Below are 26,396 nucleotides of genomic sequence, written 5' to 3'. Positions count from 1 at the left end.
GCAGCGCCAGCGTGGCGTGCACCGGCGGCTCGGCGTGCCGCCCCTCCTCTGCCCACACCTGTGGGCAGAGCACGAGCGTGCTGGTCAGCAGGTGCGGCGGCGACGCGGCGGCCGTAGCGTCGGCCTGCCCGGCGTCCGGACCGGCACCGAGGAGGGGCGTGCGCACCGACGGCCTGCAGACCGAGGGCGGTGCGGTCGGGCGCACCCTCGGCGTCGAGGAGGAGTTCCACCTCGTCTCCCCGGACACCTTGGAGCTGACGCCCGGCCCGCGGGCGTCCGCGGCGGCGCTGGCCGGCGAGGCGGGGGAGCGGGTGCACCCGGAGATCGCCACCACGCAGCTGGAGATCGCCACCGGCGTGTGCACCACGCTCGAGCAGGTGCGCGCGGAGCTGGTGGCGGCCCGCACCGAGGCGGCCGCCGCGGCCGAGCGGGACGGCCTGCTGCTCCTGCCCGCCTCCACCCACCCGTGGGACTCCTGGCACACCATGCCGGTCACCTCCGGCGAGCGGTACGAGGCGATGGTCGACCGCTGGGCCGGGCTCGCCCGCCAGCAGGACATCTGCGGCTGCCACGTGCACGTCGGCGTCCCCGACCTCGACACCGCCGTCGCCGTGCTGGACCGCACCCGCCCCTACCTGCCGGTGCTGCTCGCGATGACCGGCAGCTCGCCGTTCCACGACGGCGTGGACACCGGCTACGAGTCCTGGCGGACGCTGTGGTGGACCCGCTTCCCGCACGCCGGCGCGCCCGAGCCGCTCGGCGACGCCGACGGCTACCGCCGGGTGCTCACCGCACTGGTCGCCTCCGGCGTGGTGGCCGACGGGTCGCACCTCTACTGGGACGTCCGCCCCTCCGCACGGCTGCCCACGATCGAGTTCCGGCTGGCCGACGTCTGCACCACCCTCGACGACACCGTCCTGCACGCCGCGCTGGTCCGCTCCCTGGTGCGGGTGCTCGCCGGGCGGGCGCAGCGGGGCGAGCCGGTGCCGGAGCTGCGCCCGGAGGTGCTGCGCGCGGCGCGGTGGCGGGCGGCCCGCTCCGGGCTCACCGGTCCGCTGTTCGACCCGCTGCGCGAGGAGCTCGTCGACGCCCGCACGGCGGTGACCGGGCTGCTGGCCGAGCTGGAGGAGGACCTGACCGGCGCGGGGGAGTGGGACGAGGTGACGGCCCGGGTGCAGGACCTGCTCGGCCGGGGTACGTCGGCGGCGCGCCAGCGGAGCACCTGGCTGCGCACGGGCGACCGCCGGGCGGTCGCGGAGTGGGTCGTCCGCGAGGGGGCGGCCGGGAGGACCTGAATGGACGGCCTCGGGGAGCTGGCCCGCCCGCTGCGCGACGACGCCGACCTGGACCCGCTGCTCGAGCGGATCGGGGACGCGCGCGTGGTGGCGGTCGGCGAGGCCAGTCACGGCACGCACGAGTACTACGCCTGGCGCGCCGCGCTGACCCGCCGGCTGGTCGAGGAGCTCGGGTTCGGGCTGGTCGCGGTGGAGGGCGACTGGCCCGACTGCGACCGCGTCGACCGCAGCGTGCGGCTGCGGCCCGGGGGCGCCGAGGACCCGCGGACGGCGCTGGACGCGATCGGCCGCTGGCCGACCTGGATGTGGGCCCTGCGCTGCTTCGAGCCCTTCGGCGAGGACGGCGTCGAGTACGCCTTCGCCCAGCGGTTCGCCCCGGCGGCGTGCGAGGAGACCGTCGTCGCGCTGCTGAGCCGGCTGTGCGAGCAGCGCGGCGCGGACGGCGGCGCGGGGGACGACGCCGACGACCGGTTCGCCGCCGAGCAGAACGCCGCGGTGGTCGTCGGCGCGGAGCGCTACTACCGGGCGATGGTCGGCGGCTCGGCGGAGTCGTGGAACGTCCGGGACGTGCACATGGCCGACACCCTCGACCGGCTGGTGGACCACACCGGCGCGAAGGCCGTGGTCTGGGAGCACGACACGCACGTCGGCGACGCCCGGGCCACCGACATGGCCGACGCCGGGATGACCAACGTCGGCCGGCTGCTGCGCGAGCGGCACGGCACCGGCGACGTCGTCCTGGTGGGGTTCGCCGGCCACCGCGGCGGCGTGATCGCGGGCCGGGAGTGGGGCGCGCAGATGGAGCGGATGACCGTGCCGCCCGCGCGCGAGGGGAGCCTCGAGGACCTGCTGCACCGCGAGGTCGGGCGCGACGCGCTCGTCGTCGTCCCGCGCGGGGAGCGCCCGGACTGGCTGGACCGGCGGCTGGGGCACCGGGCGATCGGCGTCGTCTACCGGCCCGAGCGGGAGCGCTGGGGCAACTACGTGCCCACGGTGACCGGCGACCGCTACGGCGCCCTGCTCTACCTGGAGGAGACGACGCCGCTGCGGCCGCTGCACCTCGAGCGGCCGGACGAGCACGTGCCGCCCATCGCGCACGCCGTCTGACCGTGGCCGCCCCCGCCGCCACCGGCCGCCTCGACACCCGGCCGGGCCCGCAGCCCGCCGGCCAGCTGCTGCCGCCCGGCACGACGGCGCTGGAGCTGGGCGGCCTGCAGGCGCTGGTCGCCGTCCCCGGTGGCCCGCCCGGCCCGCGGCCGCTGCTCGTGTTCTGCCACGGCGCGGGCGGGACGGCGGACCAGTCGCTGGCCGCGGTGGGCGAGGTCGCCACCGCCCGCGGGGTCGCCGTCCTCGCGACCTCCTCGGTCGCCTCGACCTGGGACCTGGTGGCCGGCGGGCTCGGCCGGGACGTGGCGGTCCTCGACGCCGCGCTGGCGCGGGTCGCCGCCGGGCTCGCGGTCTCCCGGGTCGCGCTCGGCGGCTTCTCCGACGGCGGCTCGTACGCGCTCTCGCTCGGGCTGGCCAACGGCGACCTGTTCGAGGCGCTGCTGGCGTTCTCGCCGGGCTTCGTCGCCCCGCCCGGCCGCACCGGGCGGCCGCGGATCTGGATCGCCCACGGCACCCGCGACCGCGTGCTGCCGGTGGCGCGTTGCGGCCGCCGGGTGTCCCGGGACCTCGCCGCGGCCGGTTACGACGTCACCTACGACGAGTTCGACGGCGGCCACGTCGTCACGCCCGGCCTGGTCACCGCGGCGCTGGACACCTGGCTGCGCTGAGCACCGGGCCGGGCGGGTCCCGGACGCGCGACGGCCCGGGCCCCTCGAGGGGGTCCGGGCCGTCGGACGTGCGGTGCGGCTAGGCGGTGCGGCGGCCGACGAAGTCGTGCTGCTGCTCGCCGTTGACCTCGTCCGGGGTGTCCGGGTGGTCCTTCGGCCCGCCGGTCTTCGACGCCTCGAAGCCCGGGCCGAGCTTCTCCAGCGCCAGCCGGCCGTAGACCTGCTGCTGGGTGGCCACCCGCTGCGAGCGGCCGCGGCCGAGGAAGCTGACCATCCAGTGCAGCACGGTGGTGACCCGGCTCTTGAAGCCGATGATGTAGAAGAGGTGCACCACCAGCCAGATCACCCAGGCGATGAAGCCCTCGAACTTCATCTTCTTGATGTCGGCGACCGCGGAGAACCGCGAGATGGTCGCCATGTTGCCCTTGTCCCGGTACCGGAACGCGCCGCGCGGCGCCTTGCCGGCGAGCTTGCGCTTGATCTGGTCGGCGGCGTAGCGCCCGCCCTGGATGGCCACCTGCGCGACGCCGGGGTACTTGTCGGGGTGGTTGGCCATGTCGCCGACGACGTGGATCTCGGGGTGGCCGGGCAGCGTGAGGTCCGACTGGACGGCGATGCGCCCGGCGCGGTCGACCTCGGCACCGGTCGCCTCGCCGAGCAGCCGGCCCAGCGGCGAGGCCTGCACGCCGGCCGCCCACACCTTGGTGGCCGCGGAGATGCGGCGCTGCTGGCCGTCGGCGTCCTTGACGGTCAGGCCGTCGGCGTCCATGTCGGTGACCAGCGCGCCGAGCTGCACCTCGACGCCGATCTCGTTGAGGTGACGGCGGGCCTTCTCGCCCAGCTTGGGCCCGAACGGCGGCAGCACCTGCGGCGCGCCGTCGAGCAGGATGATGCGGGCCCGCTGCGGGTCGATGTTGCGGAAGTCGCGGCGCAGCGTGCGGTGCGCGAGCTCGGCGATCTGCCCGGCCATCTCCACACCGGTCGGACCGGCGCCGACGACCACGAAGGTCATCAGCCGGTCGACCTCGGCGGGGTCGGTGGCGAGCTCGGCCAGCTCGAACGCGCCGAAGATGCGGCCGCGCAGCTCGAGGGCGTCGTCGATGCTCTTCATGCCGGGGGCGAACTCGGCGAACCGGTCGTTGCCGAAGTACGACTGCCCCGCACCCGCGGCGACGATCAGCTCGTCGTAGGGGTGGACCGTGGTGCGGCCCAGGATGGTCGAGGTGACCGTGCGGGCGTCCACGTCGATGTCCACGACCTCGCCGAGGACCACCTTGGCGTTCTTCTGGTGGCGCAGCACCTCGCGGGTGGCCGGGGCGATCTCGCCCTCGGAGAGGATGCCGGTGGCCACCTGGTAGAGCAGCGGCTGGAAGAGGTGGTGGCCGGTCTTGGCGACCACGGTGACGTCGACGTCGGCGTTGCGCAGGGCCTTCGCGGCGAACAGCCCGCCGAAGCCGGAACCGATGATCACCACCCGCGGCCGGCCGGTCGACGAGCTGGCGGTGGGCGCAGGTGATGTCGTCATGATGACTGTGATCCTCTCCCGTCAGGGGCTCCGCTGTCTCCCGGTGGGCCGGTCACGGGGGTGATACCCGTCACGGCTGCCCTCCGCCGGTGCACTCGCGGTGTCCGGTCCTGCCCGGTACAACCAGGTCGGTGCCCGTCGTCATCCCCCGGCTGGTGGTCGTCCCGGGTCTGGGCCTGGACGGGCGGTCGTGGTCACGGCTGTGCCGGCGGTTGCCCGCCGACGTCGTCCTCCTACCCGGGATGGGCCGGTCTGCACCTGTGCCCTCGCTCGACGTGCTGGCCGCCCGGCTGCGGGACCGCCTCGGCCCCGGTCCGGTCGTGCTGGCCGGGCACTCGCAGGGCTGCCAGGTGGTGGCCGCGGCCGCGGTCGACCCGCGGGTGGCCGGCGTCGTCCTGCTCGGCCCGACGACCGACCCGCGGCTGCGCCGGCCGCGGCGGCTGGCCGGGTGGTGGCTCCGGACGGCGCTGCGCGAGCCCTGGTGGCAGGCGCCGCTGATCCTGGCGCAGTGGCTGCGCACCGGCCCGCGGGCGATGCGGGCGCTGTGGCGGGTGGCCGCGCCCGACCGCATCGAGGCCCGGCTGCGCGCCGTCGGCGTCCCGGTGACCGTCGTGCGCGGCACGCGTGACCGGCTCTGCCGCGCCGACTGGGCGGCCGCGGTGGCCGCCGCGGCGCCGTCGGGGCGGGTGGTCGAGGTGCCCGGGGCCGCGCACATGACCGTCCAGACCCACCCGGACGCGGTCGCCGTCGTCCTCCGGGAGGTTCTCGGAGCTGCCGGGATCGCGGAGGAGGGGGGACGCGCCTCCGGCGTGTCACCATGACGTCATGGCCTCCACCTCCGCCTCGGCCGGCGCACTGCTGCACCACGTGCGCACCGGCCGCGCGCGGAGCCGCGCCGAGCTGGTCGCGCTCACCGGGGCCGCGCGCAACACCGTCAGCGCCCGCGTCGACCAGCTGATCGCCGCCGGCCTGCTGCAGGAGGGCGGCCGCGGCGGCAGCACCGGCGGCCGCCCGCCGACGCTGCTGCGGTTCAACAGCGGCGCGGGCTGCGTGCTCGCCGTCGACCTGGGGGTCACCAGCGTCGACGTCGCGGTCACCGACCTGTCTGCGCAGATCCTGGCCACCGTCGGCCACCCGATCGACATCGGCGACGGTCCCGACGTGGTGCTCGCCGAGGTGGACCGGCTGGCCCAGAAGGTGCTCGCCGAGGCCGGGCTGACCCCGGCCGACGTGTGCGCCGTCGGGGTGGGCGTGCCCGGGCCGGTGGAGTTCTCGACGGGCCGGCCGTCGCACCCGCCGATCATGCCGGGCTGGCACGACCACGACATCCCCGGCGCCTTCGCCCGCTACGGCTGCCCGGTCCTGGTCGACAACGACGTCAACGTCATGGCGCTCGGGGAGATCGGCGTCGGTGGCTCGGCCGAGGACGTGCTGGTGGTCAAGGTCGGCACCGGCATCGGCTGCGGGGTCATCGTCGACGGCGAGGTGTACCGGGGCGCGCAGGGCAGCGCCGGCGACATCGGGCACATCCACGTGCCGACGCCGGACGGCCGCACCGTGCTGTGCCGCTGCGGCAACGAGAACTGCCTCGAGGCGCTCGCCGGCGGTGGCGCACTGCTGCGCGACGCCGTCGAGGCGGGGCTGCCGGTGACCAGCACCCGGCAGGTCATCGAGCTCGCCGCGCAGGGCGACGGCCCGGCGCTGGAGCTGGTCCGGCGGGCCGGGCGCACCATCGGCACGGTGCTGGCCGCGCTGGTCAACTTCTTCAACCCGCACCGGATCGTGATGACCGGCGGGGTCGCGCAGGCCGGCGCGCCGCTGCTGGCCGGCATCCGGGAGGCGGTCTACGGCCGCTCGATGCCGCTGGCCGCCCGCGCGCTGGAGATCACCGTCAGCGACGCCCCCGACCTGTCCGGCCGGGTCGGCGCCGCGCTCATGGCCATCCAGGGCTACCTCGACGAGGACTCGGTCCACCAGGCCCTGGCCCGCTGAGCCACCGGCTGCCGTCGAGGGACGGCAGAAATGGCCATTTCTGCCCTGACCTGGCCGGTCGCAGGTCTCGGTTCGGTGACACCGCTCACGGCCCCTTGACCCCTTGTGACTCCGTTCATATGGTCACCGCTGCACAGACTAATGGTCAGCGTTGAGCAGAAGTCCGAGGTGAGGCCATGCCACCCGCAGGGGCGCCGCTGCTGGAGATGCACGGCATCGTCAAGACATTCCCGGGCGTCCGTGCGCTCGGCGGCGTGGACCTCGACGTCCGCGCGGGGGAGGTGCACTGCCTCCTCGGCCAGAACGGCGCCGGCAAGTCGACCCTGATCAAGGTCCTCGCCGGCGCGCACCAGCCCGACGAGGGCGCCATCTGGTGGCGCGGCGAGCAGGTCCGGTTGTCCACGCCGCAGGCCGCGCTCGGGCTGGGCATCGCGACGATCTACCAGGAGCTCGACCTCGTCGCCGGGCTCACCGTCGCCGACAACGTCTTCCTCGGCCGTGAGCAGGCCCAGATGGGCTTCGTGCGGCCGCGCGAGCTCAACCGGCGGGCGGGGGAGCTGCTCACCCGGCTCGGCCACCCCGAGATCCGGCCGTCCGCCGAGGTCGGCTCGCTGCCCGCGGCCTCCCAGCAGATGGTGAGCATCGCGCGGGCGCTGTCCCAGGACGCGCGGCTGATCATCATGGACGAGCCCTCGGCGGTCCTCGACAACGAGGAGGTCGAGCGGCTGTTCACGGTCATCCGCGACCTCACCGCCCACGACGTCGCCGTCGTCTACATCTCCCACCGGCTGGAGGAGATCCGCGAGATCGGCGACCGGATCACCGTCCTCAAGGACGGCCGGACCGTCGCCACCGGGCTGCCCGCCCGCGAGACGCCGACCCGCGAGGTCATCACGCTGATGACCGGCCGGGACATCGAGTACGTCTTCCCCGAGCGCCACCACCGTCCGGCGCCCACCGCCGAGCCGGTGCTCGAGGTCGAGGACCTGTCGCTGCACGGCTCGTTCTCCCACGTCTCCTTCACCGTGCGCCCGGGCGAGATCGTCGGGCTGGCCGGGCTGGTCGGCTCGGGCCGGTCCGAGATCCTCGAGACCGTCTACGGCGCCCGGCGCGCCACCGGCGGCAGCGTCCGTGTGGACGGGCGCCGGCTGCGGCACGGCGACGTCGGCGCCGCGGTGGCCGCGGGCGTGGGGCTCGCGCCCGAGGAGCGCAAGAGCCAGGCACTGCTGCTCGGCGAGTCCGTCGCCCGCAACATCAGCATCTCCAGCCTGGCCCGCTTCGCCCGGGGCGGCTTCCTGTCCGGCGCCGCCGAGCGCGAGGCCGCCCGCGAGCAGGTGAAGTCGCTCGACGTGCGCCCGGCCGACGAGACCCGCGAGGTGCGCACCCTCTCCGGCGGCAACCAGCAGAAGGTCGTGCTCGCCCGCTGGCTGCTGCGCGACTGCCGGGTGCTGCTGCTCGACGAGCCCACCCGCGGCGTCGACGTCGGGGCGCGCTCGGAGATCTACGCGCTGGTGCGCGACCTCGCCGACCGCGGCGTCGCCGTGGTCGTCGTCTCCAGCGAGATCCCGGAGGTGCTCGGTCTGGCCGACCGGGTCCTCGTCGTCGCGGAGGGCCGGGTGCTGGCGGAGGAGCCCGCCTCGGCCCTCGACGAGCACCGCGTGCTCGACCTGGTCATGGAGGGGACGTCGACGCACGGCGTCCCGGTGCACGAAGGGGACGTCGCATGAGTGGGCAGGGCATGAGTGAGGGCAGCACCGCGGTGACCGCGGGCTCCGGCAAGGACGCCGGCCGGGACCGGTCGGGGGGCGGGTTCATGAGCGGACCGGTCGGCCGCAACCTGGGCCTGGTCGTCGCGCTGGTGATCCTGTGCGTGGTCGGCGTCATCACGGCGGGGGACCGCTTCGCCGACGTCGACAACATCCTGACGATCCTGCGGCTGGCCTCGGTCATCGGCGTGGTCAGCGTCGGCATGACGTTCGTGATCATCGGCGGCGGCATCGACCTGTCGGTCGGCGCGCTGGTGGCGCTGGCGTCGGTGTGGGCCACGACGCTGGCCACCCAGCAGATGGCCGAGGACTTCCACTGGATCGTCATGGTCTTCACCGCGCTGGTCGTCGGCGCGGTGGCCGGGCTGGTCAACGGGGTGGTCATCGCCTACGGCAAGCTCGCGGCCTTCATCGCCACCCTCGCGATGCTCGCCGCCGCGCGCGGCCTGGCCGAGATCATCGCCAACCGGCGCACCCAGATCGTGCGGGACAGCGACTTCCTGTCCTTCTTCTCCGGTGACGTGCTCGGCGTCCCGACCCTGGTGATCATCTTCGCGCTGGTCGCGGTCGCCGGATGGGTGCTGCTCAACCGGACCACGTTCGGCCGGCGCACCTTCGCCGTCGGCGGCAACGCCGAGGCCGCCCGCCTGGCCGGCATCCGGGTGCAGCGGCACACCGTCAAGCTCTACGTGCTCTCCGGCATCACCTGCGGCATCGCCGCGGTGATGATCATGGCGCGGACGACGACGGGCAGCTCGACCCACGGCACGCTCTACGAGCTCGACGCCATCGCCGCGGTCGTCATCGGCGGCACGCTGCTCATCGGCGGGCGCGGGACGATCGTCGGCACCGTCCTCGGCGTCCTCATCTTCACGACGCTCGGCAACGTCTTCACGCTCAACAACCTGTCGAGCTCGGCGCAGGCCGTGGCCCGCGGCGTGATCATCGTCCTCGCCGTCCTGCTGCAGCAGCGGCTGGCCACCGGCGGGTTCAGCTTCCGCCGGCCCACCGCGGGACCGCCGTCCGGCGGCCTGCCCGCCGCGGGCGGCCCGGCCGGGGCGGTCTCCGGCGGCTCGGCCGCCGAGGGCGGTCCGGGCGGCACCCGCCCGGCCGCGAGCGGCAAGACCCTCTGACTCCCGGCGCGCGAGCCCGCGCGCCGGACCGCACCACCCACCGGACTCCCGTCCGGTGGCAGCCCAGCGCCTCCGGAGAGGAGGCGACACCCGAGGAGAGAGCATGTCTGCAACGAGGCAGCGTCCGTTCCGCCGCCTGCCGTACGCCACGGTCGCCCTGCTCAGCGCGGGCGTGCTCGTGGCCGGCTGCACGAGCAACACCCCGGAGGAGTCGAGCGGCGGCGGCGGGGGCAACCAGGCCGCCAGCGACAACGACGAGGCCGGCGACACCGTCACCATCGGCTTCTCGGCGCCGGCCGCCGACCACGGCTGGATGGCCGGCATCACCGAGGCCGCCCGCGCCGAGGCCGAGAACTACGAGGACGTGGAGTTGGTGGTCGCGGAGGGCACCAACGACGTCAGCACCCAGATCAGCCAGGTGGAGACGTTCATCAACGACGGCGTCGACGCCATCGTGCTGCTGCCCTTCGACGGCGCGGCGATGACCCCGGTCGCGCTGCAGGCGATGGAGGCCGGCATCCCGGTCATCAACGTCGACCGCGAGTTCGACAGCCCGTTCGCCGCCCGGTCCACGGTCCTCGGCGACAACTACGGCATGGGCGTCTCCGCCGGCACCTACATCTGCGAGCAGCTGGGCGACAACCCTGACGCCGTCGTCGCGGAGATCGCCGGCATCGACTCGCTGCCGCTGACCCAGGACCGCAGCCAGGGCTTCGCCGACGCGCTGTCGGAGTGCGGGCTCAACGTCGACAACCGCGTCGCCGCCGACTTCACCGTCGAGGGCGGCGAGGAGGCCGCGGCCAACCTGCTCCAGGCCGCCCCGCAGATCGACGCCATCTGGAACCACGATGACGACCAGGGCGTCGGCGTCCTGGCCGCCATCGAGAACGCCGGCCGCGACGAGTTCTTCATGGTCGGCGGTGCCGGCTCGGCCAACGCCATGCGGGCGATCCAGGAGGGCAACTCGGTCCTCCAGGCGACGGTCATCTACCCGCACACGCAGGCCGCCGACGGCATCAAGCTGGCCCGCCTCGTCGCGCAGGACAAGAGCCTGTCGGACCTGACCTCGCAGGGCGTCCCGCGGCGGACGGTGCTCAACGCGCCGGTCGTCACCGCGGAGAACGTCGACCAGTACATCGACGCCGCCTTCGAGTCCTGATCCACCCGGGCGGGGCCGCCGGTGCACGCCGGCGGCCCCGCCCCGTTCCGGGAGCCCCCATGACCTCACCTGACCGGCCGACCCTCGGGGTGGGCCTCATCGGACACGCCTTCATGGGCGCGGCGCACTCGCAGGCCTGGCGCACCGCCCCCCACTTCTTCGACCTCCCGCTGCGCCCCGAGCTCACCGTGCTGGCGGGCCGGGACCGGGAGCGGGCCACCGACGCCGCCGCCCGGCTGGGCTGGGCCTCGGTGGAGACCGACTGGCGGCGGGTCCTCGAGCGCGACGACGTCGGCCTGGTCGACGTCTGCACCCCCGGCGACACCCACGCCGAGATCGCCATCGCGGCGCTGGAGGCCGGCAAGCACGTCCTGTGCGAGAAGCCGCTGGCCAACTCCGTCGCCGAGGCCGAGGCCATGACCGAGGCCGCCGAGCGCGCCGCCGCGCGCGGCGTGCGCTCGATGGTCGGGTTCACCTACCGCCGGGTGCCGGCGATCGGGCTGGCCCGGCAGCTGGTCGCGGAGGGCCGGATCGGCCAGGTGCGCCACGTGCGCGCCCAGTACCTGCAGGACTGGATCGCCGACCCGTCGGCACCGATGTCGTGGCGGCTGGAGAAGGACAAGGCCGGCTCGGGGGCGCTCGGCGACATCGGCGCGCACATCGTCGACCTCACGCAGTACATCACCGGGGAGACGGTCACCGGCGTCAGCGCCCTGCTCGAGACGTTCGTCAAGGAGCGCCCGCTGCCCGCCGCGGCCGGGTCGCTGTCCGGCGTCGCGGGGGAGGGCACCGGCCAGGTCACCGTCGACGACGCCGCGGTGTTCCTCGGCCGGTTCTCCGGCGGCGCGGTGGCCACCTTCGAGGCGACCCGGTTCGCCCTGGGCCGCAAGAACGCCATCCGCATCGAGGTCAACGGCTCCGCCGGCAGCCTGGCCTTCGACTTCGAGGACATGAACGTCCTGCAGCTGTTCGACGGCAGCGAGCCGGCCGAGGTGGCCGGCTTCCGCCGCATCCTCGTGACCGAGCCCGGGCACCCCTACGTGTCGGCCTGGTGGCCGGCCGGGCACGGTCTGGGCTACGAGCACGGCTTCACCCACCAGGTCGTCGACCTGCTCACCGCGATCGCCAAGCAGGAGGACCCCACGCCGTCCTTCGCCGACGGCCTGCAGGTGCAGCGGGTGCTCGAGGCCGTCGAGCGCAGCGCCGCGGCCGACTCCGTGTGGACCCCCGTCCCCGCCTGACCCGAGAGGACACCCCCGCCATGCCCCGTCCCGTCACCCTGTTCACCGGCCAGTGGGCCGACCTGCCGTTCGAGGAGGTGGCCCGGCTCGCGTCCGAGTGGGGCTACGACGGCCTGGAGATCGCCTGCTGGGGCGACCACCTCGACGTCGAGCGCGCCGCGAACGACGACTCCTACGTGGAGGAGCGGCTCGCGCTGCTCGACAAGTACGGCCTGAAGGTCTGGGCCATCTCCAACCACCTCAACGGCCAGGCCGTCTGCGACGACCCGATCGACGAGCGGCACCGCGACATCGTCAACAAGCGCGTCTGGGGCGACGGCGACCCCGAGGGCGTGCGGCAGCGCGCCGCCGAGGAGATGAAGCTGACCGCCCGCGCGGCGGCCAAGCTCGGCGTAGAGACCGTCGTCGGGTTCACCGGGTCGAAGATCTGGAAGGCCGTGGCGATGTTCCCGCCGGCCCCGGCCTCGATGATCGAGGACGGCTACGCCGACTTCGCCGCCCGCTGGAACCCGATCCTCGACGTGTTCGACGAGGTCGGCGTCCGGTTCGCCCACGAGGTGCACCCGTCGGAGATCGCCTACGACTACTGGACGACGGTCCGCACCCTCGAGGCGATCGGCCACCGCGAGGCCTTCGGCCTCAACTGGGACCCCAGCCACTTCGTGTGGCAGGACCTCGACCCGGTCTCGTTCATCTGGGACTTCAAGGACCGGATCTACCACGTCGACTGCAAGGACGCGAAGCGCCAGGTGGGCAACGGCCGCAACGGCCGGATGGGCTCGCACCTGCCGTGGGCCGACCCGCGGCGCGGCTGGGACTTCGTCTCCACCGGGCACGGCGACGTCCCGTGGGAGGCCTGCTTCCGGATGCTCAACACGATCGGCTACGACGGGCCGATCTCGGTGGAGTGGGAGGACGCCGGCATGGACCGCCTGGTCGGCGCCCCCGAGGCGCTCGCGTTCGTCCGCCGGCTGGCGTTCGACCCGCCGGCCGCGGCGTTCGACGCGGCCTTCTCCAGCGGCAACTAGGCGACCCCAGGGGGCCGGGCACCCGATCGGGTGCCCGGCCCTCCGGCGTCTCAGGCGGGCACGCGCTCCGGGCCGGTCACCTGGCGGCACCAGCGGACGACGGCGCCGAGCACCTCGGCGTCGACGGGCCGGCGCAGCTCCCCGCGGTAGGCGCGCAGCGACGCCGGCCCCGGCTGCCGGCGCAGCGTGTGGGTGAGGTCGGGGACCAGCAGCGTCTCCACCGGCCCGCGGACCGTCCCCGCGATCGTCCCCAGGTCCGCCGCGGGCACCTGCACGTCCTTGCCGCCGGTCACCGCGAGCACCGGCACGGTCAGCCGGGCGAGGTCGGTGCGCGGGTCGTGGTCGAGGAACTCCCGGGTCCAGCGCGCGTTGACCCGGGCGCCGCCGATCCGCGCGACGTCGGCGGTCGTCGCCCGGATCCGCGCGTGGTTGGCGGCCACCCGCTTCTCCAGGTCGGTGCGCAGCAGCCGCAACAGGCCGCGGACCGGCGCGGGCAGCATCGGGGCGATCCGGCGCGCCTGCCAGCGGAGCAGCTCGTCGCCGGGTGTCGCGGAGCCGGCGAGCAGGACCACCCCGGCCACCGGGACGCCCCGGGCGGCGACCGCCGCGGCGAGCAGCGCGCCCTCGCTGTGGCCGGCCAGCACGATCCGGCCGGGGTCCACCTCCGGACGGGCGGCCAGCGCGTCCCGGGCCCGGGCCAGGTCGTCGGCGTTGTCGGTGAGCCCCGCGCGCCGCCAGTCCCCGCCGCCGCTGGCCCCGACGCCGCGCTTGTCGTACCGCAGCGAGGCCAGGCCGCCCTCGGCCAGCGCGTGCGCCAGCTCGCGGGTGACGCCGAACCGGGCGCGCCGGTGGTCCGAGTCGCGGTCGACCGGTCCCGAGCCGGGGGCCAGCAGCACCGCCGGCACCGGGCCGGGCGCGTCGGGGAGGGTGAGCGTGCCGGCCAGCGGGGGCTCGCCGGGCACGGTCACCGGCACCTCGCGGGGGCTCATCGCGGGGTCCCCGACAGGGCCGCGACGACGGCGGGCGCGTCGTCGACGGTCACCAGGAGGGTGTCGACGCGCTGACCGGTCAGCTCCAGGCGCACGGCCGCCCCGCGCCGGACGCTCACGAACGACGTCCCGCCCCGCCGGCGCCAGGTGCCGATCTTGCGCCGGCCGGGCACGCCGAGCCCGGGGGCGCGCAGGCCGCGGGCGGCGGCCAGCCCGTCGGGGACGACCTCGGCCGTGCGCACCGCGGTCAGCGGGACCTCGAGGTCCCGCAGCAGGCCGAGCACCTTCTCGGCCGGGGTGAGGGTGATCCGCAGGGTCTGGGATGTCGTCGTCACGGTCGCCATGGCATGATCATTCCCAACAGCGAGACCGTTGTCAATCATGAGAGAGGTCGAGTGCGTGGCGTCTGCGGACCTGCTGCTCCACCCGGTGCGCCTGCGCGTCGTGCAGGCCCTGCTGGGCGACCGGAGCCTGACCACCGGCGACCTGCACGCCGAGCTCCCCGACGTCCCGGTGGCCACCCTCTACCGGCACGTCGGCGTGCTCGCCGAGGCCGGCGTGCTGGAGGTCGTGGGGGAGCGCCGGGTGCGGGGCAGCACCGAGCGCACCTACCGGCTGGTGACCGCCGCGGCCTCCGTCGGGCCGGAGGCGGCGGCGGGCATGACGCCCGAGCAGCACCGCCGCGCCTTCGGCACCTTCGTCGCGGCGCTGCTCGCGGACTTCGACCGCTGGGTCGACGCCGGTGCCGCCGCCCCGGACGGGCTCGATCCCGCCCGGGACGGCGTGGGCTACCGGATGACCGGGCTGTGGCTGGACGACGAGGAGTTCGCCGGCCTGCTCGACGACGTGCGCGCCGCGCTCCGCGCCCGCCTGGAGAACGCCCCTCGCGAGGGACGCCGCCGCCGGCTCGTCGGGACGGTGTTCCTGCCGGGGGAGTGAGGGCTCAGGCGGCGCGGGCGGCCTTCCGCCCGGCCCGGCGCTCGGCCTTCGACACCCGCGCGTTGGCCTTGGCCAGGGTCTTCGCGGCCCGCTGCACGCGGCGGGAGCCGCGGTCCACGGTGCCCCGGGTCAGCAGGCCGACGCCGATGCCGAGCAGCCACACGTCCTTGGCGACGGCCAGGCCCTGCTCGGTCGGGGCCAGGCTGCCCTCCTTGCGCATGCCGGGCGTGCGCAGGTAGAGACCGAGCAGGCCCCCGGCGAACCCGGTGAGCAGGGCGCCGGCCAGCGCGGTGGGCACGAACGGCGTCAGCAGCGCCGCGCCGACCGCGATCTCCGCCGTCGACAGCGCCTGGACGAACTGCCGCGGCTGGACGTCCTTGAGGAACGGGTACGTGCCGGAGGCGAAGCCGTGCAGGCCGGCGGCGGTCTGCTCGTCGGCGCCGCGCTTGCCCAGCCCGCTGTTGAGGATGAACGCGCCGGCCGAGATCCGGGGGCCGATCTCGGACAGGGTGATGGGCAGGGCCATCGGGCACCTCGCAGGGTCGTCGGGGACGGTCGGGACGACTCTTCCCGACCGTCCCCGGCGTGACACCCCCGGGTCAGCGACCCCCGCGCCGCGAGCGGCCGCTGAACGACGCCGCCGAGTGGGTCCCGGCGCGGGCGGCGAGCTCCGCGCGCGTGCGGGCCGGGCCCTGCGGGCTGCGGGACTGTCCGCGGCTGCCGGTCGCCTTGCCGGCCGCCTTGGCGGGCGCCGCCGGGGTGGCGGCGGAGCCCCCGGCGGAGCGCCGGCGCCGGCCGCCGCCCTGGCCCTGCGGCTGGGGAGCCGGGGCCGGGGCCGGCTCGACGTGCGGCGCGGCCGGGCCGGTGAGCGCGGTGATCTGCTCCGCGCCGGGGCGCACCTGGCTCACGACCGGGGTGATGCCGGCCTGGCGGGTGAGCGTGCGCACCTCGCCGTTCTGGTCCGGGGTGGACAGCGTGACGACCGTGCCGCCGGCGCCGGCGCGGGCGGTGCGGCCGGAGCGGTGCAGGTAGGCCTTGTGCTCGGTCGGCGGGTCGACGTGCACGACCAGCGCGACGTCGTCGACGTGGATGCCGCGCGCGGCGATGTCGGTCGCGCAGAGCACCCGGGTGCCGCCGGTGCTGAACGCCTCGAGGTTGCGCTCGCGGGCGTTCTGGCTGAGGTTGCCGTGCAGGTCGACGGCGGGGATGCCGGCGGCAGTGAGTTGCCTGGCCAGCTTCTTGGCCTGGTGCTTGGTGCGGGTGAACAGCACGCTGCGGCCGAGGCCCGAGGCGAGCTGGCGCACGACCTCGGCCTTGTCGGCGGCGCTGACCTGGAACACGTGGTGGGTCATGGTGGCGACCGGCGCGACGGCGGGGTCCACCGAGTGCGTCACCGGCTGCGACAGGTAGCGCTTGACCAGCACGTCGACGCCGTTGTCCAGCGTGGCGGAGAACAGCAGCCGCTGGCCGCCCTGCGGGGTGCGGTCCAGCAGCCGCTTGACGCCGGGCAGGAAGCCGAGGTCGGCCATGTGGTCGGCCTCGTCGAGCACGGTCACCTCGACGGCGGACAGGTCGGCGTGGCCCTGGCCGATGAGGTCCTCGAGCCGGCCGGGGCAGGCGACGACGACGTCGACGCCGGCGGCCAGGGCCTGCACCTGCGGGTTCTGCCCGACGCCGCCGAAGACGGTGGTGGTGCGCAGGCCGAGCGCCGTGGCCAGTGGCTCGACGGTGGCCATCACCTGGTTGGCCAGCTCGCGGGTCGGCACCAGGACCAGGGCCCGCGGCCTGCGCGGCTGCCGCCGGGTGGTCGAGGCGGCCAGGCGGGCCACCAGCGGCAGGCTGAAGGCGATGGTCTTGCCCGAGCCGGTGCGGCCGCGGCCGAGCACGTCGCGGCCGGCGAGGGAGTCGGGCAGCGTCGCGACCTGGATGGGGAACGGCGCGGTGATGCCGCTGGCGGTGAGCACCTCGACCAGCGGGGCGGGCACGCCGAGCTCGGCGAAGGTGGCGTCGGTGGGGAGCACGGTGGCGACGTCGCCGGCCGGGATCTCCTGCGGCTCCGGGGCCGTCTCGGTGGTGGCCGGCACCGTGGTGGCGGGGGCGGTGCTGCCGGCGCCGCGACCGCGGCCGCCGCGACGGCGGCGGGGCCGGGACGTGCCGGCGGGCGTGGGGGACTGCGGGGAGGTCATGGGTTCCTCGGTGGTACTCGGGTCGCCGTCCTCGGCCACCGCACGCGGGCGCACGCCGGCCCCGTCTGCGGGGCGGGTCGCGCCGTGGGCGACGTCGGACAGCCGGGCGCGCCTCCGTGGCGCTGCACCAGCCCGACGTCGAGTCCTGCAGCTCCGGATGAGCGAGGGCGGCGCCGGTATGCCCCACTCAACCAGACGCGGGGGCCGATCCTGCCGCGGGCGGGGGAGTCGCGCGTCACACCGCCGTGCGGCCGGCCCCGCGGTAGGTGCGGCGGTAGGCACCGGGCGAGACCCCGATCGCGGCGCGCAGGTGGGCGCGCAGCGACGCCGGCGTGCCGAACCCGGCGTCGGCGGCGACCCGGTCGACGGGGGCGTCGGTGGACTCCAGCAGCCGGCGGGCCAGCGCGATCCGCTGCCCCGCGAGCCACCGCTGCGGCGACACCCCGGTCTCCTCGCGGAACCGCCGGGTGAAGGTGCGCACGCTCATGCGCGCGTGCGCGGCGAGGTCGGCGAGGCTCAACGGCTCGCCCAGGCGCTCGAGTGCCCAGACGCGGGTGGGCGCGGTCCCGGCGTCGCCGGCCTCGGGCAGTGGCCGCTCGACGAACTGGGACTGCCCGCCCTCCCGCCACGGCGCGACGACGTTGCGCCGCGCCACCCGGTTGGCCACCTCGCTGCCGTGGTCGCGCCGCACCAGGTGCAGCAGCAGGTCGATGCCCGCGGCCACGCCGGCGGAGGTGAGCACGTCGCCGTCGTCGACGAACAGGACGTCGGGGTCGAGCCGGACGGCGGGGAAGTTGCGGCGGAAGTGCTCGACGTCGCGCCAGTGGGTGGCGGCCGGCCGCCCGTCGAGCAGGCCGGCCGCGGCGAGCACCGAGGAGCCGGTGCAGATCGACACCATCCGCGCCCGGCCGGCCGCCGCGCGCAGGGCGTCGCGCAGCTCGCCGGGGATCCGGCCCTCGACGACGGCCGGGCCCCCCATGATCCCCGGGACGACGACGGTGTCCGCCTCCGCGAGCACCGACCCGTCGTGGTCGGGCAGCACCGAGAAGCCGTCGGCGGTGCGCACCGGCCGCCCGTCGAGGGTGGCCACCCGCACCCGGTAGAGGGGCCGGCCGTGGGCGTCCTCGGCCAGCCCGAGCAGGCGGTAGGGCAGCCCGAGCTCGAAGCCGACGACGCGGTCGACGGCGACCACGACCACCTCGTGCCGGGCCGGGGCCGGGCCGGATGTCATGGCCGGATCCTTGCACGTGTTGGCCGCCGGGCCACTGGCCCGGGAACCCGGCCGTCGGTCATGCTCTCCGCTCGTGACCACCGCCGCGCCGCCGCACGCCCGCCGTGTCCACCCCGCCTGGTGGGTGGCCGCGGTGACCTTCCTGGCGCTGGTCGGGGCCGCGGCCTTCCGCGCGGTGCCCGGGGTGCTCATCGACCCGCTGCGCGAGGAGTTCGGCTGGTCGGTGTCGACCATCTCGGCCGCCGTCGCGGTGAACATGGCGCTGTACGGGCTGACCGCGCCGTTCGCCGCGGCGCTCATGGAGCGGTTCGGCATCCGCCGGGTCGTCGTCGGCGCGCTGCTGCTCACGGCGCTCGGCAGCGGGCTGACCGTGTTCATGACGGCGAGCTGGCAGCTGGTGCTGCTGTGGGGGTTCGCGGTCGGGCTGGGCACCGGCTCGATGGCGCTGTCGCTGGTGGCCACGGTGACCGGCCGCTGGTTCGTCGCCCGCCGCGGGCTGGTCTCGGGGATCCTCACCGCCGGCGGCGCGACCGGGCAGCTGGTGTTCCTGCCGGTGGTCGCGGCGGTCGCGCAGACCGGCGGCGGCTGGCGGGCGGCGTCGTTGGGCACCACGGCCGCCGCGCTCGCCGTCGTCCCGCTCGTCGCCTGGCTGCTGCGAGACCGCCCGCGCGACGTCGGTGCCGTCCCCTACGGCGGGACCGCCGCCGACGACGCCGAGCCGGTGCGCACCGGTGCCGCGCGCACCGCCGTCCGCGGGCTGCTCGACGCCGCGCGCACCCGGCCGTTCTGGCTGCTGGCCGCGGGCTTCTTCATCTGCGGCGCCTCGACCAACGGGCTGGTGCAGCCGCACTTCATCCCGGCCGCGCACGACCACGGCATGCCGGTGACGACGGCGGCGTCGCTGCTCGCCGTCGTCGGGGTCTTCGACATCGCCGGGACCGTGCTGTCCGGCTGGCTCACCGACCGCACCGACCCGCGGGTGCTGCTGCTGGCCTACTACGCGCTGCGCGGGTTCTCGCTGTTCCTGCTGCCGCCCCTGTTCGGGCCGGACCTGCACGTCAGCATGATCGCGTTCATCGTCTTCTACGGGCTGGACTGGGTGGCCACCGTGCCGCCGACCCTGGCGCTGTGCCGCGAGCACTTCGGCGCGCGGGCGCCGGTCGTGTTCGGCTGGGTGTTCGCCTCGCACCAGGTGGGGTCGGCGGTGGCCGCGTTCGGCGGCGGGGTGATCCGCGACGTCACCGGCTCCTACGACCTCGCCTGGTTCGGCGCCGGCGCGCTGTGCCTCGTGGCCGCGGCGCTGTCGATCTCCATCCGCCGCCGCCCGACGCCCGCCGCCCCGCCCGCGGCGCCCACCGAGCCGACCACCGCCTCGGCCGCCACCACCCACGGCTGACGGCGGTCAGTCCAGGCGCTCCAGGGTCATCCGCACGGTCTGCAGCCGGATCTCGCCGTCGCGGAAGACGAACGTGTCGACGCCGTCGAGCACGCGGGCCTTGTCGGCCACCGCGCTCCACTCGATGAACAGCACGTCGCCCTCGAAGACCCGGGTGGGGACCTCCCAGGCCGCGTCGGGGAGCTCGCCGAGCAGCGTGGAGAACAGCTGTCGGACGCCGTCGCGGCCGCGCAGGACCCGGTCCGGGGTGATCAGGACGGCGTCCTCGCTGTAGTCCGCGGCGATCGCGTCGACGTCGGCGGCGCCGATCGCGGCCACGTGGTGCTCGAAGACCTCCTGGGGCGTGCGGGCCATGGCTCCTCCTCGTCGTGGTCCCGGCCGGGTCCCGAGGATGCTCCGGACACCCGACCGGGACCAGCCCCTCCGAAGCGCAGTGGCGTCAGGCGGTGGTGGCGGCCAGGGCCGGGTCGACGGTGCGGCCGGCCATGAGGTCGGCGGCGCGCTCGGCGATCATGATCGTCGGCGCGTTCGTGTTGCCGCGGACCAGCGTCGGCATCACCGAGGCGTCCACCACCCGCAGCCCGTCGAGCCCGTGCACCCGCAGCTGCGGGTCGACCACCGCGTCGCCGTCGGTGCCCATCCGGCACGACGACACCGGGTGGTACAGCGACTCCAGCGTCTCCCGCACCTTCGCCCGCAGCGCGTCGGCCGTGCGCACCGTGCCGCCCGGGGACCACTCCGCGGCCAGCACGGAGGCCAGCGGCCCGACCGAGGCGATCTCGCGGGCCTTCTCCACGCCGGTCACCAGCGCGTCGAGGTCCCGCTCGTCGGTGAGGTAGCCGGCGTCGATGGCCGGTGCCCACGTCGGGTCGGCCGAGCGAAGCCGCACGGAGCCCCGGGAGTGCACGTGCACCAGGACGGCGGCGGCGGTGAACGCGTCGACGTCGGGGTCGACCTCCGCCTGCCGCCAGAACTTGACCGGCAGGAAGTGGTACTGCAGGTCGGGCTGGTCGAGGTCCGGCCGCGAGCGGGTGAACAGCCCCGCCTCGGCCAGGTTCGACGACAGCGGCCCGCGCCGGGCGCCGAACCACTGCGCGTACCCCGACGGCGACTCGGCCCGGAACAGCGACTTCCCGGAGCGCACGTCCCAGATGACCGGCACCAGCGGGTGGTCCTGCAGCCCGCCGCCCACGCCGGGGAGGTCGTGGACGACGTCGACGCCGACCTCGCGCAGGTGCGCGCCCGGCCCGATGCCCGACAGCATGAGCAGCTGCGGCGAGTTCACCGCGCCGCCGCACAGCACGACCTCGCCGGCCGCGTGCGCGGTGTGCGTCTGCCCGCCGCGCCGGTACTCGACGCCGGTGGCCCGCCCGCCCGAGACCAGCACCCGGGTGGTCAGCGCGCCGGTGAGCACGGTGAGGTTCGGCCGGCCCAGCGCCGGGCGCAGGTAGGCGTCGGCGGCCGACCAGCGGCGGCCCCGCTTCTGCGTCACCTGGTACTGGCCCACGCCCTCCTGGGCGGCGCCGTTGAAGTCGTCGTTGCGCGGGTAGCCGGCCGCGACCGCCGACTCGACCACCGCGCGCGTCCACGGGTGCGGCGAGCGCAGGTCCTCCACCCGCAGCGGCCCGCCGACGCCGTGGAAGCGGTCGGCGCCGCGTGCGTTGTCCTCCATCCGCCGGAACAGCGGCAGCACCGCCTCGTAGGACCACGACGGGTCACCGGTGAGCTGCGCCCACTCGTCGTAGTCGGCCGCCGCGCCGCGGACGTAGATCATCGCGTTGATCGACGACGACCCGCCCAGCAGCTTCCCGCGCGGCCAGAACAGCCCGCGCCCGCCGAGGCCCGGCTGCGGCTCGGTCGTGTAGTTCCAGTCCCGCCGGGTGCGCCAGACCTTGTACAGCGCCGCCGGGATCTGCACCTCGAGGACGTCGTCGGAGCCGCCGGCCTCCAGGAGGAGCACCCGCACCGACGGGTCCTCGGTCAGCCGCGCGGCCAGCGCGCAGCCGGCCGAGCCCGCCCCGACGACGACGACGTCGTACTCGGCGCGGTCACCTGGTGCCGGGGCCTGCACGCCGCTCACCGGTGCCGCCCGTGGACCATGCCCATGACCCGTGCCAGCGCGTCGGCGGCCGCCGGCGGGCGGGCGAAGGACATGAGGTTGACCGGCAGCGCGTACCTCTGCCGGGCGATCGCCTTGGCGCGGGTGAACTCCTTGAGCCCGTCCTCGCCGTGGATCCGGCCGAAGCCGCTCTCGCCCACGCCGCCGAAGGGCAGCGCCGGGATCGAGGCGAAGGTCAGCACCGAGTTGACGCTGGTCATGCCGCTGCGCATCCGGCGGGCGAGGTCCATCGCCCGCGCCTTCGACCGGGAGAACACCGCGCCGGCCAGCCCGTACGACGTCGCGTTGGTGCGCTCCAGCGCCTCCTCGGCGTCGGCCACGCGGGTGATGGTCAGCGTCGGCCCGAAGGTCTCCTCGCGGACCGCGGCCGAGGACTCGGGCACGTCGAGCAGCACGGTCGGCGCCACGAAGCCGCCGTCCACGCTGCCGCCGAGGACGGCCCGGCCGCCGGAGGACGTCGCGTCGTCGAGGTGCCGCCGCACGACGTCGGTCTGCGACGCCATGGTCATCGGGCCGTAGGCGGCCTCGTCGTCGGACCCCGGCCGCAGGGCGCGCACCCGCTCGGTGACCTCGGCGACGAAGGCGTCGTAGACCTTCTCCGTGGCGTAGACCCGCTCGATGCCGATGCAGGTCTGCCCGGCGTTGCTCATGCCGCCCCACACGGCGGCGTCGGCGGCGGCGGCCACGTCGGCGTCGTCGTCGACGATCATTGCGTCCTTGCCGCCGAGCTCCAGGAGCACCGGGGTGAGCGTCTCGGCGCAGGCGGCCATGACCTTGCGGCCGGTGGGCCCGGAGCCGGTGAAGGCCAGCTTGTCCACGCCGGCCCGGCACAGCGCGGCGCCGGTCTCGCCGGACCCGGTGACCACCTGGAAGGCGTCGGCGACGTCGGGGACGGCCGCGCGCCATGCGGCGGCCAGCCAGGCGCCGACGGCGGGGGTGAACTCCGAGGGCTTGAAGACGACGGCGTTGCCGGCGGCCAGCGCGTAGGCGATCGAGCCCATCGGCGTGAACACCGGGTAGTTCCACGGGCCGATGACGCCGACGACGCCCAGCGGCTGGTACTCGAGGTGGGCGGCGTGGTTGGCCGCGAGCATCCCGGCGCGCACCCGCCGCGGGCCGAGCGTCTTCCGCGCGTGCGCCCCGGCCCAGGCCAGGTGGTCGACCGCGAGGGTGATCTCGAGGATGGCGTCGGCGTGCGGCTTGCCGTTCTCCCGGTGCACCAGGTCGGCCAGCTCGTGCATCCGCCGGGCCAGGTAGCCGCGGTAGGCGGCCAGCCGCTGCCGGCGGCCGTCGAACCCGAGCCCGGCCCAGCGCGCGGCGGCCGGCCGGGCGCGCTCGACGGTCCCGCGGACGGCGTCGGCGTCGTGGACCGGGAAGACGCCGACGACGGCGCCGGTGGCCGGGTTCGTCGACTCGAAGGTCTGGGTGGTGGTGTGCCGGTCGACCGTGCCCGCGGCGGCGTCGGTGACCGTGTCCATCTGCTCGGCGAGCGACATGTGGCGCAGGTTACCTGCGCAAGTTACCGGCGCGTAGCTCCGGTCCGGGACCCGTCCGGGTGGTCCGTGCGCTGCCATGCTGGCGCCCGTGGCCGACCCCTTCGACACCGCGGGGCTGCGCCGCCGCGTGCTCGCCGCGTGGACCGACTCCCCGGCGCGCTTCCGCGAGGACGCGAACGCCGAGGAGGACCTGGTCCGCGGCGGCTACCGGGACCGGCTGCTGGTCGAGCTGGCGCAGAACGCCGCCGACGCCGCGGTGCGCGCGGGCGTGCCCGGGCGGCTGCGGCTGGAGCTGGCCACGGTGGGCGGCGGGGGTGAGGTGCTGCGCGCGGCCAACACCGGCGCCCCGCTGGACGCCGCCGGGGTGGGCGGCCTGGCCACCCTCCGCGCCTCCGCCAAGCGCGACGAGGTGCAGACCGTCGGCCGCTCCGTGGGTCCGGGCGAGCCGCAGCTGAAGGCGGTCGGCAGGTTCGGCGTCGGCTTCGCCGCCGTCCTCGCCGTCAGTGACGAACCGGCCGTCCACTCCACCACCGGCGGCGTCCGGTTCAGCGCGGCGCACACCCGCGCCGCGGTGGCCGACGTCCCGGCGCTCGCGGGCGAGCTGGCCCGCCGCGACGGCGCCGTGCCGGTGCTGCGGCTGCCGTGGCCGGCCGACGGCCCCCCGCCCGACGGCTTCGCCACCGAGGTGGTCCTGCCGCTGCGCGCCGGGTCGCGGGCCGCCGTCCGCACCGCGCTCGAGGCGCTGGAGGCCGAGCTGCTGCTGGCGCTGCCGGGCCTCGCCGAGGTCGAGATCGCCGTCGGCGGCGCCGTCCGCATCCTGGCGTGCACGCGCACCCCGCCGCTGGCCCGGGTCCGCGACGGCGACCGCACCACCACCTGGCGGCTGGCCACCCGCGGCGGCGAGCTGCCCGCGGAACTGCTGGCCGGCCGCCCGGTCGAGGAGCGCGCCCGCCGCGGCTACGACGTCACCTGGGCGGTGCCCCTCGACGACGACGGCCGGCCGGTGCCGCTGACCGGGCGCCAGGTGGTGCACGCCCCGACCCCGAGCGACGAGCCGCTGTCGCTGCCCGTGCGCCTGATCGCGCCGTTCCCGCTCGGCCCCGACCGCCGGCACGTGGCGCCGGGCCCGGTCACCGACGCGCTGGTCGACGTCGCCGCGGACACCTATGCCGACCTGGTCACCGGGCTCCCGGCCGACCCCGCCGTGCTGGGCCTGGTGCCGCGCATCGGGCTGGCCGCCGCCGAGCTCGACGCCGCCCTGGGCTCCGCGGTCCTCGACCGGCTGCGCGCCGCTGCCTGGCTGCCGGCCGCCGACGACCCCGGCACCCGGCAGCCCCCGGACCGGGCCGCGGTCCTCACCGAGGACACCGACCAGCGGGTCGCCGTCCTCGCCGGGGTCGTGCCCGGGCTGCTGCCGGCGGGCTGGTCCCGGCGCGACGGGGCACCCGCGCTGGCCGCCCTCGGCGTGCGGCGGGTCGGCCCCGCGCAGGTGGTGGAGGCCGTCTCCGGGATCGGCCGGCCGGCGGACTGGTGGGCGCGGCTGTACGCCGCCCTCGACGGCGCCGACCGCGAGGAGCTGGGCGCGCTGCCGGTGCCGCTGGCCGACGGGCGGACCGCCCCGGGCCCGGCCGGGGTGCTGCTGCCCGGCGAGGACCTGCCGGTGGCGCGGCTGGGCCCGCTGCACCTGCGGGTCGCCGACCCCGGCGCCGTCGCCGACCCGGCCGCCCGGCGGCTGCTCGAGCGGCTGGGCGCGCGCCCGGCGACCGCCGCGGTCGTGCTCGCCGACCCGGCCGTGCGGGGCGCGGTGGAGGAGTCGGTCGACGCGGTCGAGGAGGGCTTCGACGACGGCGACCCCGCGGCTCTCGCCGAGGCCGTGCTCGCGCTGGTCGCCGCCGCGGGCACCGCGCCGGGGGAGCTGCCCTGGCTGGCCGAGCTCGCGCTGCCCGACGCCGAGGGCGCGTGGGCGCCGGCGGGGGAGCTGCTGCTGCCCGGCGCCCCGCTGGCCGCCGTCCTCCGCGACGGCGCGCTCGGGACGCTGGACCCGGACTTCGCCGCCGCGCACGACCCGGCCGTGCTGCGGGCCGCGGGCGTGCTCGCCGACTTCGCGCTGGTGCACGCCGAGGACCCCGACGACCTCGACGTCGACGCCGCCGACGCGTGGGCCGACGCCGTCCTCGACCGGCTGCCGCCCGGCGGGCCCCCGCCGGCGTGGCCGCCGCTGACCGCCGTCCGGGACCTGGAGCTGGTCGCCGACTGGGCCGCCGCGCTGCCGCTGCTGGCCGCCGCGCCGGAGCAGGCGTGGGCCGACGTCGTCCTCGACGGCGTCGCGGTGCCCTCCTACCTGCGCTGGTGGCTGAGCACCCACCCGGTGCTCGCCGGCCGGCGCCCCGACCGGCTGAGCGCACCCGGCAGCCGGGAACTGCAGGGGCTGTACGACCCGGCCGAGGGGCCGCCGGCGGTGCTCGGGCGGCTGCGGCTGCCGGCCACCGTCGACGACGTCCTCGCCGACGTGGACACCGCCCTCGACCTGCTCGACCGGCTCGGCGACCCCGCCCGCACCGTGCCGGCGCCGGTGCTGCGCACGGTCCACGCCCGGCTGGCGCGCGCCCTCGACGGCGTCGACGTCGACCCGCCGCGCCGCGTGCGGGTGGCGCCGGACCGGGTCGCCGACCCCGCGCGGGAGGCCGTCGTGGTGCTCGACGCCCCGTGGGTGCAGCCGCTCGTCGACGCGCTGCTCGTCCCGGCCGGCGGCGCGCCGGCGGCGGTGGCCGACCTGCTCGACCTCCCGCTGGCCGGCGAGCGGGTGCGCGCGGAGGTCACCAGCACCCCGGTGCGCCGGCAGCCGTGGGCGGCGGTGCCCGGAGCCGGCCTGGCCGCCGCCCGGCTGGGTGTGCCGGAGCTGACCGGCGAGGTCGCCGTCCACGAACCGCTGCTGGCCGGCGGCCGGCCGGTGCCGTGGTGGCCCGGCGACGGCGTCGACCACGTGGACGGCAGCCCCGCCGCGCTCGGCCGGGCGCTGGCCTGGCGGTCCGGCGCCTGGTCGCTGCGGCAGGCGCTGACCGAGGCGTTCGCCGAACCCGGCCGGGCCGCCGACCTCGCCGCGGAGGACGCGGTCGGCTAGCTCGG

At 76.2% G+C, this 26,396-nt stretch carries 22 protein-coding genes; 13 read left to right on the top strand and 9 right to left on the bottom strand.

Going from position 1 to position 26,396, the window contains the following annotated elements; genetic code table 11:
• Positions 1–158 precede the first annotated feature (158 nt).
• Genes ACI79L_RS13660 through ACI79L_RS13650 form a run of 3 tightly spaced genes read left to right on the top strand, consistent with a single transcriptional unit; the run spans position 159 to position 3,070 of the window.
• Positions 159–1,295 carry a carboxylate-amine ligase gene (locus ACI79L_RS13660; RefSeq protein WP_456937314.1) on the top strand — a complete coding sequence of 379 codons (1,137 nt, stop codon included), beginning with the start codon at positions 159–161 and terminating at the stop codon, positions 1,293–1,295.
• The gene (locus ACI79L_RS13655) at positions 1,296–2,402 is read left to right on the top strand and encodes an erythromycin esterase family protein (protein WP_456937313.1); all 1,107 of its coding nucleotides are present in this window, start codon (positions 1,296–1,298) and stop codon (positions 2,400–2,402) included.
• Between the two features lie 2 nt (positions 2,403–2,404).
• Positions 2,405–3,070 carry an alpha/beta hydrolase gene (locus ACI79L_RS13650; protein WP_456937312.1) on the top strand — a complete coding sequence of 222 codons (666 nt, stop codon included), beginning with the start codon at positions 2,405–2,407 and terminating at the stop codon, positions 3,068–3,070.
• Between the two features lie 79 nt (positions 3,071–3,149).
• Here ACI79L_RS13650 and ACI79L_RS13645 read toward each other — a convergent pair whose 3' ends face one another.
• Complete coding sequence (locus ACI79L_RS13645) at positions 3,150–4,595, bottom strand: NAD(P)/FAD-dependent oxidoreductase (protein WP_456937311.1); 1,446 nt, start codon at positions 4,593–4,595, stop codon at positions 3,150–3,152.
• A gap of 131 nt (positions 4,596–4,726) precedes the next feature.
• Between ACI79L_RS13645 and ACI79L_RS13640 the strand changes: the two genes are divergently transcribed.
• From ACI79L_RS13640 to ACI79L_RS13610, 7 genes are all read left to right on the top strand, one after another.
• Positions 4,727–5,416 carry an alpha/beta fold hydrolase gene (locus tag ACI79L_RS13640; protein WP_456937310.1) on the top strand — a complete coding sequence of 230 codons (690 nt, stop codon included), beginning with the start codon at positions 4,727–4,729 and terminating at the stop codon, positions 5,414–5,416.
• A 4-nt stretch (positions 5,417–5,420) separates the two neighbouring features.
• Positions 5,421–6,587 (top strand): ROK family protein, encoded by a 1,167-nt coding sequence (locus tag ACI79L_RS13635; protein ID WP_456937309.1) that lies wholly within the window; start codon positions 5,421–5,423, stop codon positions 6,585–6,587.
• A gap of 176 nt (positions 6,588–6,763) precedes the next feature.
• On the top strand, positions 6,764–8,314 hold the full coding sequence (locus tag ACI79L_RS13630; RefSeq protein WP_456937308.1) for a sugar ABC transporter ATP-binding protein: 1,551 nt from the start codon (positions 6,764–6,766) through the stop codon (positions 8,312–8,314).
• 11 nt (positions 8,315–8,325) lie between these two features.
• Entirely contained in the window at positions 8,326–9,486 is a 1,161-nt protein-coding gene (locus tag ACI79L_RS13625; protein WP_456937307.1) for an ABC transporter permease, read from the top strand.
• 103 nt (positions 9,487–9,589) lie between these two features.
• Positions 9,590–10,645: a substrate-binding domain-containing protein gene (locus tag ACI79L_RS13620; protein WP_456937306.1), complete on the top strand. Its 1,056-nt coding sequence runs from the start codon at positions 9,590–9,592 to the stop codon at positions 10,643–10,645.
• A gap of 59 nt (positions 10,646–10,704) precedes the next feature.
• Complete coding sequence (locus ACI79L_RS13615) at positions 10,705–11,886, top strand: Gfo/Idh/MocA family protein (protein WP_456937305.1); 1,182 nt, start codon at positions 10,705–10,707, stop codon at positions 11,884–11,886.
• Between the two features lie 20 nt (positions 11,887–11,906).
• Positions 11,907–12,914: a sugar phosphate isomerase/epimerase family protein gene (locus ACI79L_RS13610; protein ID WP_456937304.1), complete on the top strand. Its 1,008-nt coding sequence runs from the start codon at positions 11,907–11,909 to the stop codon at positions 12,912–12,914.
• 50 nt (positions 12,915–12,964) lie between these two features.
• Here the strand turns inward: ACI79L_RS13610 and ACI79L_RS13605 are convergent, their stop codons facing one another.
• Positions 12,965–13,903: an alpha/beta hydrolase family protein gene (locus tag ACI79L_RS13605; RefSeq protein WP_456937303.1), complete on the bottom strand. Its 939-nt coding sequence runs from the start codon at positions 13,901–13,903 to the stop codon at positions 12,965–12,967.
• Positions 13,900–14,238: a hypothetical protein gene (locus ACI79L_RS13600; RefSeq protein ID WP_456937302.1), complete on the bottom strand. Its 339-nt coding sequence runs from the start codon at positions 14,236–14,238 to the stop codon at positions 13,900–13,902. The genes ACI79L_RS13605 and ACI79L_RS13600 overlap by 4 nt, the downstream gene beginning before the upstream one ends.
• A gap of 64 nt (positions 14,239–14,302) precedes the next feature.
• On the opposite strand from ACI79L_RS13600, the gene ACI79L_RS13595 reads away from it, so the two are divergent.
• Positions 14,303–14,842 (top strand): helix-turn-helix domain-containing protein, encoded by a 540-nt coding sequence (locus tag ACI79L_RS13595; protein WP_456937301.1) that lies wholly within the window; start codon positions 14,303–14,305, stop codon positions 14,840–14,842.
• A 4-nt stretch (positions 14,843–14,846) separates the two neighbouring features.
• Here the strand turns inward: ACI79L_RS13595 and ACI79L_RS13590 are convergent, their stop codons facing one another.
• From ACI79L_RS13590 to ACI79L_RS13580, 3 genes are all read right to left on the bottom strand, one after another.
• Positions 14,847–15,368: a hypothetical protein gene (locus ACI79L_RS13590; RefSeq protein WP_456937300.1), complete on the bottom strand. Its 522-nt coding sequence runs from the start codon at positions 15,366–15,368 to the stop codon at positions 14,847–14,849.
• A 73-nt stretch (positions 15,369–15,441) separates the two neighbouring features.
• Complete coding sequence (locus tag ACI79L_RS13585; RefSeq protein ID WP_456937299.1) at positions 15,442–17,028, bottom strand: DEAD/DEAH box helicase; 1,587 nt, start codon at positions 17,026–17,028, stop codon at positions 15,442–15,444.
• A gap of 235 nt (positions 17,029–17,263) precedes the next feature.
• Positions 17,264–18,259 (bottom strand): GlxA family transcriptional regulator, encoded by a 996-nt coding sequence (locus ACI79L_RS13580; protein ID WP_456937298.1) that lies wholly within the window; start codon positions 18,257–18,259, stop codon positions 17,264–17,266.
• A 73-nt stretch (positions 18,260–18,332) separates the two neighbouring features.
• Here ACI79L_RS13580 and ACI79L_RS13575 point away from each other — a divergent pair, with 73 nt between their 5' ends.
• Positions 18,333–19,655 carry an MFS transporter gene (locus ACI79L_RS13575; protein WP_456937297.1) on the top strand — a complete coding sequence of 441 codons (1,323 nt, stop codon included), beginning with the start codon at positions 18,333–18,335 and terminating at the stop codon, positions 19,653–19,655.
• Between the two features lie 6 nt (positions 19,656–19,661).
• Here ACI79L_RS13575 and ACI79L_RS13570 read toward each other — a convergent pair whose 3' ends face one another.
• The 3 genes from ACI79L_RS13570 to ACI79L_RS13560 all read right to left on the bottom strand — a co-directional run bounded on the left by ACI79L_RS13570 (position 19,662) and on the right by ACI79L_RS13560 (position 23,270).
• Positions 19,662–20,009, bottom strand: coding sequence for a nuclear transport factor 2 family protein (locus ACI79L_RS13570; RefSeq protein WP_456937296.1), 348 nt, complete (start codon positions 20,007–20,009; stop codon positions 19,662–19,664).
• An 85-nt stretch (positions 20,010–20,094) separates the two neighbouring features.
• Positions 20,095–21,735, bottom strand: a complete 1,641-nt coding sequence (locus tag ACI79L_RS13565) for a GMC family oxidoreductase (protein ID WP_456937295.1) — start codon at positions 21,733–21,735, stop codon at positions 20,095–20,097.
• Positions 21,732–23,270 carry an aldehyde dehydrogenase family protein gene (locus tag ACI79L_RS13560; protein ID WP_456937294.1) on the bottom strand — a complete coding sequence of 513 codons (1,539 nt, stop codon included), beginning with the start codon at positions 23,268–23,270 and terminating at the stop codon, positions 21,732–21,734. Before ACI79L_RS13560 ends, ACI79L_RS13565 begins: the two co-directional genes overlap by 4 nt.
• Before the next feature lie 88 nt (positions 23,271–23,358).
• On the opposite strand from ACI79L_RS13560, the gene ACI79L_RS13555 reads away from it, so the two are divergent.
• Positions 23,359–26,391 carry a sacsin N-terminal ATP-binding-like domain-containing protein gene (locus ACI79L_RS13555; protein WP_456937293.1) on the top strand — a complete coding sequence of 1,011 codons (3,033 nt, stop codon included), beginning with the start codon at positions 23,359–23,361 and terminating at the stop codon, positions 26,389–26,391.
• Positions 26,392–26,396: the final 5 nt, after the last annotated feature.

The organism is Geodermatophilus sp. SYSU D00684, from assembly GCF_054050455.1.
The sequence above is the reverse complement of the archived record's forward strand: the minus strand, read 5'-3'. Positions and strand labels throughout refer to the sequence as shown.

Bases quoted from the DNA above. Each gene is read 5' to 3' on its own strand.
- ACI79L_RS13655 (WP_456937313.1), top strand. From the start codon at position 1,296: ATGGACGGCCTCGGGGAGCTGGCCCGCCCGCTGCGCGACGACGCCGAC.
- ACI79L_RS13645 (WP_456937311.1), bottom strand. From the start codon at position 4,595: ATGACGACATCACCTGCGCCCACCGCCAGCTCGTCGACCGGCCGGCCG.
- ACI79L_RS13635 (WP_456937309.1), top strand. From the start codon at position 5,421: ATGGCCTCCACCTCCGCCTCGGCCGGCGCACTGCTGCACCACGTGCGC.
- ACI79L_RS13630 (WP_456937308.1), top strand. From the start codon at position 6,764: ATGCCACCCGCAGGGGCGCCGCTGCTGGAGATGCACGGCATCGTCAAG.
- ACI79L_RS13625 (WP_456937307.1), top strand. From the start codon at position 8,326: ATGAGTGAGGGCAGCACCGCGGTGACCGCGGGCTCCGGCAAGGACGCC.
- ACI79L_RS13620 (WP_456937306.1), top strand. From the start codon at position 9,590: ATGTCTGCAACGAGGCAGCGTCCGTTCCGCCGCCTGCCGTACGCCACG.
- ACI79L_RS13615 (WP_456937305.1), top strand. From the start codon at position 10,705: ATGACCTCACCTGACCGGCCGACCCTCGGGGTGGGCCTCATCGGACAC.
- ACI79L_RS13610 (WP_456937304.1), top strand. From the start codon at position 11,907: ATGCCCCGTCCCGTCACCCTGTTCACCGGCCAGTGGGCCGACCTGCCG.
- ACI79L_RS13605 (WP_456937303.1), bottom strand. From the start codon at position 13,903: ATGAGCCCCCGCGAGGTGCCGGTGACCGTGCCCGGCGAGCCCCCGCTG.
- ACI79L_RS13590 (WP_456937300.1), bottom strand. From the start codon at position 15,368: ATGGCCCTGCCCATCACCCTGTCCGAGATCGGCCCCCGGATCTCGGCC.
- ACI79L_RS13585 (WP_456937299.1), bottom strand. From the start codon at position 17,028: ATGACCTCCCCGCAGTCCCCCACGCCCGCCGGCACGTCCCGGCCCCGC.
- ACI79L_RS13580 (WP_456937298.1), bottom strand. From the start codon at position 18,259: ATGACATCCGGCCCGGCCCCGGCCCGGCACGAGGTGGTCGTGGTCGCC.
- ACI79L_RS13570 (WP_456937296.1), bottom strand. From the start codon at position 20,009: ATGGCCCGCACGCCCCAGGAGGTCTTCGAGCACCACGTGGCCGCGATC.
- ACI79L_RS13560 (WP_456937294.1), bottom strand. From the start codon at position 23,270: ATGTCGCTCGCCGAGCAGATGGACACGGTCACCGACGCCGCCGCGGGC.